At 43.8% G+C, this 11,766-nt stretch carries 10 protein-coding genes; 1 reads left to right on the forward strand and 9 read right to left on the reverse strand.

All coding sequences use genetic code 11. The features are described from left to right. Positions 1 to 91: 91 nt before the first annotated feature. The gene (pbp3, locus tag RWS39_RS03980) at positions 92 to 1,369 is read left to right on the forward strand and encodes a D-alanyl-D-alanine carboxypeptidase PBP3 (protein ID WP_314480710.1); all 1,278 of its coding nucleotides are present in this window, start codon (positions 92 to 94) and stop codon (positions 1,367 to 1,369) included. A 193-nt stretch (positions 1,370 to 1,562) separates the two neighbouring features. Here the strand turns inward: pbp3 and sufB are convergent, their stop codons facing one another. From sufB to RWS39_RS04025, 9 genes are all read right to left on the reverse strand, one after another. After that, entirely contained in the window at positions 1,563 to 2,975 is a 1,413-nt protein-coding gene (gene sufB, locus RWS39_RS03985; protein WP_314480712.1) for a Fe-S cluster assembly protein SufB, read from the reverse strand. 17 nt (positions 2,976 to 2,992) lie between these two features. Then, positions 2,993 to 3,430, reverse strand: a complete 438-nt coding sequence (gene sufU / locus RWS39_RS03990; protein ID WP_125372487.1) for a Fe-S cluster assembly sulfur transfer protein SufU — start codon at positions 3,428 to 3,430, stop codon at positions 2,993 to 2,995. Beyond that, a complete protein-coding gene (locus RWS39_RS03995; protein ID WP_314480716.1) occupies positions 3,417 to 4,649 on the reverse strand; it encodes a cysteine desulfurase in 1,233 nt (410 codons plus the stop codon). Before RWS39_RS03995 ends, sufU begins: the two co-directional genes overlap by 14 nt. A 40-nt stretch (positions 4,650 to 4,689) precedes the next feature. Then, positions 4,690 to 5,952: a Fe-S cluster assembly protein SufD gene (sufD, locus tag RWS39_RS04000; RefSeq protein ID WP_314480719.1), complete on the reverse strand. Its 1,263-nt coding sequence runs from the start codon at positions 5,950 to 5,952 to the stop codon at positions 4,690 to 4,692. Positions 5,953 to 5,993: 41 nt separating this feature from the next. Next, positions 5,994 to 6,764, reverse strand: a complete 771-nt coding sequence (sufC, locus tag RWS39_RS04005; RefSeq protein WP_314480722.1) for a Fe-S cluster assembly ATPase SufC — start codon at positions 6,762 to 6,764, stop codon at positions 5,994 to 5,996. An 83-nt stretch (positions 6,765 to 6,847) separates the two neighbouring features. Further along, positions 6,848 to 8,020, reverse strand: a complete 1,173-nt coding sequence (locus RWS39_RS04010; RefSeq protein WP_062005033.1) for a glycosyltransferase family 4 protein — start codon at positions 8,018 to 8,020, stop codon at positions 6,848 to 6,850. Then, positions 8,011 to 8,757, reverse strand: a complete 747-nt coding sequence (mecA, locus tag RWS39_RS04015) for an adaptor protein MecA (protein ID WP_314480724.1) — start codon at positions 8,755 to 8,757, stop codon at positions 8,011 to 8,013. The genes RWS39_RS04010 and mecA overlap by 10 nt, the downstream gene beginning before the upstream one ends. A gap of 111 nt (positions 8,758 to 8,868) precedes the next feature. Further along, positions 8,869 to 9,711: an undecaprenyl-diphosphate phosphatase gene (locus RWS39_RS04020; RefSeq protein ID WP_125446082.1), complete on the reverse strand. Its 843-nt coding sequence runs from the start codon at positions 9,709 to 9,711 to the stop codon at positions 8,869 to 8,871. A gap of 88 nt (positions 9,712 to 9,799) precedes the next feature. Then, on the reverse strand, positions 9,800 to 11,695 hold the full coding sequence (locus tag RWS39_RS04025; RefSeq protein ID WP_462982790.1) for a DUF2207 family protein: 1,896 nt from the start codon (positions 11,693 to 11,695) through the stop codon (positions 9,800 to 9,802). Positions 11,696 to 11,766: the final 71 nt, after the last annotated feature.

The raw sequence follows: 11,766 nt of genomic DNA on the forward strand, positions 1-11,766 counted from the left end.
GTTCAATATTTTACAAGGATTCTTGAATAGGATTATCAAATATCGGCTTTTTTATGTTACAATAGATTTATTACTAATCTAGGGGAAAGAAATGAAAAAATTTTTTGTATTCCTACTGCTATTCTTTGGTCTGATTGCCAAGCCTGTTCTAGCAGATGACTATGAAATTGCCGCTAAAAGCGCCATTGCTGTCGATGCAAACTCAGGAAAAATCCTCTATGAAAAGGAGGCTACAAGCCCACTAGAAGTCGGTGCTATTACTAACATTTTGACTGTTTATCTGGTTTACGAAGCCATTGCTGATGGTAAATTGAGCCTAGAAACTGAGGTTGATATCTCTGATTATGCTTACCAGCTGACAGTAAATCCCTCTATCGCGAACCTGCCTCTGGAAGCGCGACGCTACAAGGTAAAGGACTTACTGAATGCTTCTCTTTTAGCAAGCGCCAACAGTGCTACCATCGCTCTGGCAGAAAAAGTTGCTGGAAGTGAAGAAAATTTTGTCAAAATGATGAAAGCCAAACTCAAGGAATGGAATATTTCTGATGCAATCATTGTAAATGCTACTGGTACAGATATTCGTTTACTAGATGGTTCGCTAGAAACTACCAATATCGAAGAGGAGTCCGCAGAGAATTCTAAAAGCAAGAAAAAACAAGAGACTGTCAATAAGTTCAGTGCTTATGATATAGCTGTAATTGCTTCACATCTGATTGATGACTACCCAGAGGTTCTTGGCATCACTTCCAAATCTCATGTGAATTTTGCAGGAATCCAACTAGAAAATCCCAATTTAATGTTGGAAGGCTCTCCTAGTTTTCGGACAGGAGTGAAGGGTTTGAAAACAGGCGGGTCTGAGCAGAATGGTGTTTCATTTGTCGGCGTGACAAGTGAAAAAGGGATGCGATTGATCACAGTCGTTTTAGGGGTCGCACAGGAAGATAACGACCCTAATACCCGTTTTGGCGTTACATCTAGCCTAATGACCTACGTTATACAAAATTTCTCTCCGACGGTCTTGGTCAAGAAAGGCGAACGATATAATGACTCACAAGTAGCCATTAGAGACAGCCAAGAGGATAAGGTCGCTGCAGTTGCCAGTGAGGACTTGGTAATCTTAGAAAGGATAGCCAATCAGACTGAACATAAAATTACCTTTACTCCAAGCCCGCAGGAGCTGCAGGCCCCTTTGAAAAAGGGTAGTGTAGTGGGCACCCTCACTTATACAGATTCTGAACCGATCGGCCAGGGCTACATTGAAAATAAGAAAACTTCTATTTCTATGGTTACAGAAAAAAAGGTTGAAAAAGCTATCATTTTCAAAGTCTGGTGGAACGATTTTATCCGCTTTGTCAATGAGAAGTTATAAAAGAAATACCGCGAATCAATTGATTCGCGGTTATTTGTATGGTTTGTAAACGTTTAACGTAATCAAAAAAAGTTCTTTGAGGGTTAACTCGCAATCGAGTATTTTGCTACTGTTTAACAGGTCCTCTGAATCTTTTAAACACTTTGCTTAAGCAAAGATTTATTCACAATTAAAAAGAGGCCAACGCCTCTTTTTATCCAACAGACCCTTCCATTTCATAGCTGATAAGACGGTTCAGTTCAACAGCATATTCCATAGGCAGTTCTTTGGTGAAAGGCTCGACAAAGCCCATAACAATCATTTCAGTCGCTTCGGATTCTGACAAGCCACGGCTCATGAGGTAGTAGAGCTGCTCTTCGGAAATCTTAGAAACCTTGGCTTCGTGTTCCAAAGCTACCTGTGAGTTGTGGATTTCATTAAATGGAATAGTGTCTGAAGCAGATAAATCATCCATAATAATGGTGTCACACTCGATATGGCTGACAGATTTCTTAGAATTACGAGCAAAGGTCACTTGGCCACGGTAGTCCACCTTACCTCCGCCCTTAGCAATGGACTTGGAAACAATAGACGAGCTAGTGTGTGGCGCATTGTGGATCATCTTAGCCCCTGTATCCTGATGCTGACCAGCATTGGCAAAAGCGATAGAAAGCATGGTACCACGCGCTCCTTCTCCGTCCAGATAGACTGATGGATATTTCATGGTTGTTTTGGCACCCAAATTTCCATCAATCCACTCAACTGTCGCATCTTTCATAGCCCGTGCACGTTTGGTTACCAAGTTATAGACATTATCAGACCAGTTTTGAATAGTCGTATAACGCATATAGGCGCCGTCCAGGGCAAAGATTTCGACAATAGCAGCATGCAAGCTGTTACTTGAATAAGTAGGAGCTGTACATCCTTCTACGTAGTGAACACTTGCTCCCTCATCAACGATAATCAGGGTCCGTTCAAACTGACCGGAATTTTCATTGTTGATACGGAAGTAGGTTTGAAGTGGAATGTCTACCTTAACACCTTTTGGAACATAGATAAAGGTACCACCAGACCAAACTGCAGAGTTAAGGGCAGCCAACTTGTTGTCTGTCGGCGGAACCAACTTAGCAAAATACTGCTTGAAAAGCTCTGGATATTCCTTAAGAGCTGAGTCGGTATCCGTAAAGACGATCCCAAGCTTTTGGAACTCTTCCTTCATATTGTGGTAGACCACTTCGGACTCATACTGGGCAGCTGCACCAGCAAGGTAAGCTCGCTCCGCTTCTGGGATCCCAATCCGCTCAAAGGTTTCCTTGATCTTCTCAGGCACTTCATCCCAGCTTCTAGCTGGCTTATCAGAGGCCTTTTGGTAATAAATCAAGTCATCAAAATTAATTTCCGACAAATCTGGACCCCAAGTCTGCATCGGCATTTTCTTGAAAACCTCGTAGGACTTAAGGCGGAAGTCCAACATCCACTCCGGTTCATCCTTGGCTGCAGAAAGCTCACGAATAACCGCTTCATTCAACCCTTTCCCTGTCGAGAGAACAGGCTCAACATCGTCATGGAAACCAAACTTATACTCACCTAGATCAATCGGTTTTGGTTCTACTCTTTCTTCTGACATAATTTCCTTTCACATTCTTACTTTTTATCTTCTTCAATTGCTCGCTTGAGGGCATTCCAACCCAAGGTCGCACACTTAATCCGCTGCGGGAATTTGGCAACGCCTGCTAAAAAGGCGCCATCTCCCAATTCTTTCTGGCGACTGTCTTCTTGGCCCTGAACCATCTGTGAGAAAACTTCCGCTAACTCCAGCGCCTGCTTTTTTGTCTTGCCCAGAACCGCATCCGTCATCATACTGGCCGAAGCCGTTGAGATAGTACAGCCTGAATTAACAAATGCAACATCTTCAATCTGATTTTCCTCATTAAACTTCACAGACAGACTAATGACATCGCCACAGGTCGGGTTATTGAGAACTACTTGCTCCACATCTTCCAGTTTCCCATGATGATGGGGGTGAGCCGAGTGATCGGTCACAACCGCCTTGTAAAGACTGTCTAACTTAGAAAGCGCCATTGAAAAACTCCTTTGTCTTTTCTAAAGCATCCACCAGCTTGTCGCAATCCGCATAGGTATTGTAGATGTAAAAGCTGGCCCGCACAGTCGCTGGCACCTGCAGATAGGTAAGCAGAGGCTGAGCACAATGGTGACCCGCCCGAACAGCCACTCCCTCATAGTCTAGAGCCGTCGCAACATCATGCGGATGGAGACCATCCAGATTAAAGGCAATCACGCCTGAGCGCTGGGCCAAATCCTGAGAGCCATAAATGGTCAAGCCTTCCACTGCCTGTAACTTAGGAAATACGTAGGCAATTAAGTCCTGCTCATGCCGGGCAATGTCATCCATGCCCAATTCTTCCAAATAATCAATGGCCGCCGCAAGACCGATTGCTCCTGCCATATTTGGAGTGCCGGCCTCAAACTTCCAAGGTAGTTCCTTCCAGGTCGCCTCCTGCTCATAGACGAAATCAATCATTTCGCCACCGAACTCGACTGGCGACATATGCTCCAGCAGCTCTTCCTTGCCATAGAGAACGCCGATTCCAGTAGGTCCGGCCATCTTATGTCCCGAAAAGGCGAAGAAGTCCACATCCAAATCCTGCACATCAATCTTCATGTGCGGAATGGATTGAGCCCCATCCACCACCAAAAGCGCTCCTTGCTGATGAACCAGCTGGGCAATCTCCTTGATGGGATTGATGACACCGAGGACATTGGAAGCATGAGCCAGAGAGACAAACTTGGTTCGCTCACTGAGCTTGGCACGGAAATCTCCCATATCCAGAGCACCGTCCTTGAGATAGACATAGACCAGCTTGGCTCCGGTCTTCCTACAAGCTTCCTGCCAGGGAATGACATTGGAATGGTGCTCCATGATAGAAATCAGCACTTCATCACCAGGCTGCAACATTTCAGCCGCAAACTGAGCCACCCAATTGAGACTCGTCGTGGTTCCTCGTGTAAAGAGAATTTCTCTGCTAGAAGCTGCATTGATAAAAGAACGGACTCTTTCTCTGGCTGCTTCATAGGATGCTGTCGCTCGCTCGGCTAGTGTATGCACACCGCGATGGACGTTGGCATTGTCTCTAAGATAGTAGTCTTCGATAGCCGCCAGCACCTGCTTTGGTTTCTGAGTTGTCGCCGCATTGTCCAAATAAACCAAAGGCTCATCATTGACAATTTGGTCCAAAATGGGAAAATCTTGCTTGATTGCTTCTGCGTTAAATCCAGACATGAAGACTCCTATCTACTTTCACGGGACAAGGCCCAGCTTTTTATCTTTTTGCGAGAATAATATCGATATTTTCAATCATTTCATCACGGACTTCCTTAACAGGGATTTCTACAATCACTGAGCCTAAGAAACCACGCACGACCAAGCGCTCTGCTGTCGCCTTATCAAGACCCCGACTCATGAGGTAATACATATCCTCTGGATCCACCTGACCGATAGAAGCCGCGTGACCAGCTGTCACATCGTTTTCATCAATTAAGAGGATGGGGTTAGCATCTGAACGCGCTTGATCAGACAGCATGAGAACCCGACTTTCCTGTTGGGCATCTGCTCCCTTAGCTCCTTTGATAATATGACCGATACCATTGAAGGTCAAGGTACCTTTTTCCAGGATAACCCCGTGCTGTAGGATATTTCCGATAGAGTTGCAGCCATAGTTAGTCACTCGGGTGTCAATTCCCTGAACCTGTTTGCCACTCGAGAGCGCCACTACTTTCATATCCGCATGGCTTCCCTTACCATAGAGATCGCTGTCAAAGTCAGCCACGACATTGCCTTCGTTCATAACACCGATAGCCCAGTCAATCATGGCATCATTGTCCAGCTTACCGCGACGGCTGATATAAGCCGTTACATTTTCGCCCAAACGATCAATAGCTGAAAACTTAATCTGAGCACCAGCCTGAGCAATAACTTCGACAGTGATATTGGCTGTTACAGGAACAGAGCCCTCGCCGTAAGTTTCCAAGCGTTCCAAGTAGCTAACCTTGGAATGCTTGCCCGCGATAATCAAAATATGCTTGTTAAAAGGAACATCGCTTTCGCTGTCCTGATAAAAAATTCCTTCAATCGGCTGGGCAATCTCAACATTGTCTGGCACATAAAGAACCGCACCACTGTTGAAATAGGCCGTATGGTAAGCCGCTAATTTGTCCTCGTCATACTTAACCGCGGACATAAAATGCTTCTCTACCAACTCTGGAATTTCTTCCAAAGCAGAGTGGAAATCAGTGAAGACCACACCTTGCTCTGCCAAATCAGCTGGCAATTGCTCCAGAACAGTATGAGTTCCCACCTGAACAAGCTTGAGATTGTCATCTAGAGCTGTAAAGTCTGGAACACTTGTCAGCGGCTCACTCTCTGAAATTCGTCCGTCTCCCAGATTCCAGCGGTGAAATTTGACCCGCTCAATAACTGGCAAATCCAGCTGGTCCATCTTGTCAAAAGCCTTTTGACGAAGATCAACCAACCATGCTGGTTCTGCGTGAACTTGTGAAAATTCTTGAATCAATTCTTTTGTCATGTCATTCTCCTATCTTTTATCAAAGTCAAAAGAATGTTTGACTAGGCTTCTTCAGTATAGTTGAAGCCCAACTCTTCAGCCAATTTGGCATAGCCTTCTTTTTCCAAGCGAACTGCCAATTCTGGACCGCCAGAAAGAACAACTTTCCCCTCCATCATGACATGAACTACATCTGGAGTAATATAGTTGAGCAGGCGTTGGTAGTGGGTAATAATCATAGCCCCAAAACCTTCACCGCGCATAGCGTTGACTCCTTTAGAAACGACCTTAAGCGCATCGATATCCAGACCTGAGTCAATCTCATCCAAGAGCGCAAAAGTTGGCTCTAACATAAGCAACTGCAAGATTTCATTACGTTTTTTCTCACCACCTGAGAAGCCTTCATTGAGGTAGCGCTCAGCCATTTCTTCCTTCATGTTGAGCAGTTCCATCTTTTCGTCTAGTTTAGTAATGAAGTCACGGACAGAGATTTTGTCATCGTCTTCCTTGCCAGCATTCATGGCCGCACGGAGAAACTCTGCATTGGTAATACCAGGAATCTCACTAGGATACTGCATCGCAAGGAAGAGTCCCATACGAGCCCGTTCATCCACTTCTAGCTCCAAGATATTAACCCCATCAAAAAGCACCTCTCCTTGAGTTACTTCATAGTTAGGATTTCCCATAATGGCTGCAGACAAGGTAGATTTTCCTGTTCCATTTGGCCCCATGATTGCTGCAACTTCTCCCGTTTTCAGAGTAAGGTTTACCCCTTTGAGAATTTTTTTCCCTTCAATTTCAACATGAAGGTCTTTGATTTCTAAGACAGACATTTCTTTTTCCTTTCTTTACTTAGCTGATTTACATACTTTAGTATACCAAAAAAAAGCCCAAAAGGCTTTTATTTTGTTTAGAACTATTCTTGTTTGTGTTTCTTTTGGTATCTTTTCTCTCGGACTTCTTCTCTATAAGAGGAGTTTCCGATAAAGCGTAGGATATTGAGCAGAGGCGTCCTCTGCGGCCCCAGAACCCCTATTAGTTCTACTAAAAGTTCGACACCTAGCAGAAGGCCAATCACGAGGAGGAGGCCGCCAATGCGAGTCGATACATTTAGCAGGAGGGAAATCATAGAGAAAATCATCGAAATCCCATAGATAACTAGAACTGTTCCCCGATGTGTCAATCCTAAGGACAAGAGCCTATGATGAAGGTGGTGACGGTCAGGCTGGTAAAATTTCTGACCTGACAAAGTCCGACGAACGATTGCTAAAAAAGTATCGGTAATTGGCACACCCAAGATAATCATAGGTGTGACAATCGCTACTGCCGTTGCATTCTTCAAGCCTTGTAGAGACAGGACTGAAATCATAAAGCCGATGAAAAGAGCCCCCGTATCCCCGCCATATATAATGGCTGGATGATAATTGTAAGGAAAGAAGCCAGCAATAGAGGCCACTAAAACCAAGATGGTCAGGGTCAGGAATAAATTATGACCCGGTAAGAAAAAGTAGGAAACAATGCCCATAGTCAGCAAGGAAATAATGGAGACCCCGCTAACAAGGCCGTCTAAACCATCCATTAGATTGACCGCATTCGTAATGGAGACAATCCAGAGAATAGTCAAAATAAAAGATAGCCAAGGTGGGAAAAAGAGATGGGGACCACCAAAAGGAATCTTAAAGTCATCCAAGCGGAAATCCGTCAGCCACCAAATCAGGCAGGCAGCCAGCACAATCCCCCCTAACTTCATCAGAGGACTTAATTCTTTAATATCGTCGATAAGTCCCGTCAGGGCAACAATCAAGCCCCCCAACACCACCGGCCAAATATAGTCAAAATAAGTCTGTTCAAAAAAAGTGACGCCAACAATCTGCGGCATGAAGACCAAAGTCGCCAAGGTAAAAGCTGCCACAACCGCCAGTCCGCCTGCACTCGGCATGGGCTTTTTATTGATTCGTCGAGCATTAGGATAGTCGACTGCATCCATTTTAAAAGCCAAGAGCCGAACGAGGGGAGTCAACAAAACTCCGACAAAAAATGTCGCTAGTAGCACCAAAATGAACTTCAATGGAAAAGCAATCATAAGCATTCAACTTTCTGCAACTGTTGGATGGCTTCTGTCACCAAAAGCAGACGTCCGTGTTCTTGTAGGACAGCACGAGTAATATCTGTATCCTCAGCAAATTCACGCATTTTAGCCAGTAACCAAGCTGGATAAAGAGCAGGTTGCTCTTCCAAATCTACCAAAATAGTCAGGTAGTAGGCAGAGTCATATTTATAGAGTTCTGACAGGTCTATTGGGTAGTCAACCGTTTTAGCGAAAGAAACGACGCTGCGCAAATCAGTAAAAGACAGAATATAATAGACATACCGGTCTAGGTTCTCTTCTTCCTTTTCTTCTGAAGAATCTGCAGAATCCTCCTGATCAGCCTCGGCTGCCTCCAAAGATTTAACCGCCTCGAGATCATCCTTACTCTTTTCAAAGATATTTTTCTCTAAAGTCTTTAAGAACTCATCTGGCGACATCTGGCTAAGTTCATCCATGTCTGGTAGATTACCCAAGTCTTCAAAATTCAAATTCTTATCAATCTTGGATCTCGTCACAAAGACATCCAGCTTGTCTGGCTTAGGCGTCACTCGAAAGCTTAGCATGCCACTGTCTAAAAAGCTGTCCGGCATTTCCAACTCATCCAAAATGGTATAGAAAAATTCTTCTGTTTTTTCTTGGGGAACTAGGAAATCTGCAATTTCCATTCCGTGTTCTTCCAAATCTTCCAACTGGATGGTGATTTTAATCGTTGAATCATTAATCTGTTTCACTTCCATCTCATCAACCTCATACTTTCATAGTCTTTCTATTATACTAAAATTCTAAACTTATTTCAAAAAAATAACTGGCCAAATAAGAAAAGGCCGGGAAAATTTCCCAAGCCTTGATCAGCCAATAATGACCTTAATCAGACCGTAAACCAACAGCAAAACTCCGAGTCCGATCCGATATTTACCAAAGATTGTAAAGTCATGGTTCTTGACATAGTCTGTCAGGAAGCGAATCACGTAAAGACTGACTCCGAAAGCCACTCCCATAGCTACCAACAAAAGGAATAATTGGTCGAAGCCTAAAGAATTGCCCTTGATGATAAATTTCAGGATTTTCAGCCCACTTGCGCCAAACATGATTGGAATACCCAAGTAGAAAGTAAACTCTGTTACAACAGATCGGCTGACACCATTCAAGAGACCACCGACAATGGTTGCACCTGAACGGCTGGTTCCCGGAAAGAGGGACAAGACTTGGAAAAGACCGATATAAAGAGCTGTTTGATAAGGAAGTCTACTCAATTCTGTAACAGTCGGTTCCACCTGCTCTCGTTTTTCCAGATAGATAAAGGCAACCCCGTAGATAATCAGCATGATTGCGACGGATACCAGATTATAAAAATGTGCTTCAAACCAATCGTCTAGGAAGAGACCGATGATTGCGGCTGGTAAAGCAGCAACGACTACCTTGGCCCAGAGCTGCCAGGTCAGCTGAATTTGACGAGCCGTTTTCCCTGGTTTAAAAGGATTGAGCTTATCAAAATAAATCACCACAACCGCTAAGATAGCTCCCAGCTGAATGACTACATTGAACATTTCCATGAAGGCTGGATTTTCATTTTTATACTTGATAAAATCTTGAATCAGAATCAAGTGGCCAGTACTCGAAATGGGTAGCCACTCTGTAATTCCTTCAACAATTCCATAAATAATAGACTTTAAAATTTCAATAATAAACATAGATAACTCCTAAAACAACTTTAACATTTATTATACCACATATTGGAGGAGAGGAAAAGCTATCTCAAAGGCTTTAGCAAGCTTTTTATCAAAAGGCTCCGCCCCCGCCGCCTCCACCGCCACCAGAGAAGCCACCTCCTGCTCCGCCTCCTGATGAAACCGAGAAATGACTCGCCGTTGAGGCAATGTGTCCATAATTTGAAAAACTATGGGAACTTGCGTAGAAAATAGGATGAAGATTGTATTGTAGATAAGTATTCATAGATGCGTTTTCCAAGGAAATCTGACGCAGCTTCATGACCCGACTAACACGATCCGCATAGCCAAATAGGGTAGCATAGACCAAAAGCCGGTTCCACAGGACAATGCCCTCCACCTCGGTATCGTATAGGCGAGCGATATAGCGTAACATATTCGCAAAGCTATTCCAGAGATAGAAATCATGGGCTCCCTCATCGCTCAAGACACCATCCCGCTGATATAGCTGCAAGGCTTTGCCCAGCAGAATGGTCAACACCGAAGCGACAGCTGCAAGTGGAAGATAGGACCAAATAAAACCGTCTAGCTTGATCAAATAGACAAAAAAGGTCAAGAGAGACAAGCCAAAAGCAAGGAAACTTGCCATTAGAGCCAACCACAAGAGAAGATTTTCTCCTCGTTTCAAAGGACGATAGTGATCCAGCAAGTTCAGCTCCTGAATCTCCCTTAGCACTTGTTCAGACAAGATGTTTAAATTAGTTGAAAAGCGATTCTTTATCCGATTGCCAATTTGGCGAATTCGTGCCTCATCTGCTGATTTTTTATTTTTATAAAGATCTTCTGAAATCTGATAAGATTCAAACAAGTCTGCCACAGCCGCCTGTTTATGGTCGCCAAATGCCATCTGTAGGAATTGACCTTCAAACTCTGACAAACCTTTTTTAGAAGTTGGTTTCAGGATTGGCTTGTCTGCAGTTCCTAAAAGCTCGATATAGCCCCGATCCATCAAATCCAGCAAGGTTGCCTGCACCAAATTTTCAAATTTTAAATGCGCTCGTCCACCACTGGTCGGATCGACTTCTCTCATATCCACAGCAAAGATATTAGCCGCTACAATGAGAGGGGCCAGATCTTGCGGAGCTTCATAGAGGCGAGCTTCTTTAGGAAAAGCTTGGCTAGGACGAATCTTCATCCGAAAGATCAGATAAAATATTCCCGAAAACATGAGCAAGAACAAGGCCAAAAGAGGCAGATAGACTTCTCCCAAGCGATGATAAAACTGGCTCTTAGCTACAATCTCTTTCTCAACTGCTTGAAAAGTCTGTAGATAGTCGGTTGCTTTTGGATCCTCTGCTGCCTGATGCAAGGCCTGTCGATGCCAATATCCATGCAGTTCGACCTTCTTCCTGCTAGGCAAATGAGATAGCTGAATCTGATAAACACCACGATTTTCATCTATAGTGGCCGATTGGCCAAAATAACCTGTATGAACATACATGTCCGTTAAGGTCCAAGTTCCCAGACCCCAAACCTTAATCGTCACATTTTGCAGTTCCTCTTCCCAATCACTGATCGGTGTCCATTTGAGCTCTGCTATATCTTTATGGAGGAAAAGAAGATTGGTCAAGTTCCATGTGACTGTTACTTTGACCGTGTCTCCCTCTTTACCTGCATTGTAAATCTTGACTTCGTAGCCATCTCCCAAATCTGTGACTCGTGGCTCAAAGTCATATTTTACGACTCCATTCGTTTTCACGGAGACTTTTGGGTCTGAATCAATAGCAAAGCCTTCTGGCATCTTTCCTGCCGATCCTAAAGAGACCATCTGGCCATTGTAATCATCATCAAAATGATAGGTCACCTCTTCTGTATAGGTGGCTGTATTATCGGCGTGGATCTCCAAATTTCCTTTATATGACTGGATTTGATAGTCTAAAGCTGACACTGTCCCAGCAAAAAATAAACTCAAAAAAAGAATAAAAATCCCTGACAAGTACCTTTTCATAAACCAAAGTCCTTTTCTAAATCTTTATTCTATTATAGCATTTTTCTCAAGTAAGGGCTTACCAGGATTGA

Source organism: Streptococcus cristatus, assembly GCF_963529205.1.
Classification (GTDB): Bacteria; Bacillota; Bacilli; order Lactobacillales; family Streptococcaceae; genus Streptococcus; species Streptococcus cristatus_O.

Bases quoted from the DNA above. Each gene is read 5' to 3' on its own strand.
- pbp3 (WP_314480710.1), top strand. From the start codon at position 92: ATGAAAAAATTTTTTGTATTCCTACTGCTATTCTTTGGTCTGATTGCC.
- sufB (WP_314480712.1), bottom strand. From the start codon at position 2,975: ATGTCAGAAGAAAGAGTAGAACCAAAACCGATTGATCTAGGTGAGTAT.
- sufU (WP_125372487.1), bottom strand. From the start codon at position 3,430: ATGGCGCTTTCTAAGTTAGACAGTCTTTACAAGGCGGTTGTGACCGAT.
- RWS39_RS03995 (WP_314480716.1), bottom strand. From the start codon at position 4,649: ATGTCTGGATTTAACGCAGAAGCAATCAAGCAAGATTTTCCCATTTTG.
- sufD (WP_314480719.1), bottom strand. From the start codon at position 5,952: ATGACAAAAGAATTGATTCAAGAATTTTCACAAGTTCACGCAGAACCA.
- sufC (WP_314480722.1), bottom strand. From the start codon at position 6,764: ATGTCTGTCTTAGAAATCAAAGACCTTCATGTTGAAATTGAAGGGAAA.
- RWS39_RS04010 (WP_062005033.1), bottom strand. From the start codon at position 8,020: ATGCTTATGATTGCTTTTCCATTGAAGTTCATTTTGGTGCTACTAGCG.
- mecA (WP_314480724.1), bottom strand. From the start codon at position 8,757: ATGGAAGTGAAACAGATTAATGATTCAACGATTAAAATCACCATCCAG.
- RWS39_RS04020 (WP_125446082.1), bottom strand. From the start codon at position 9,711: ATGTTTATTATTGAAATTTTAAAGTCTATTATTTATGGAATTGTTGAA.
- RWS39_RS04025 (WP_462982790.1), bottom strand. From the start codon at position 11,695: ATGAAAAGGTACTTGTCAGGGATTTTTATTCTTTTTTTGAGTTTATTT.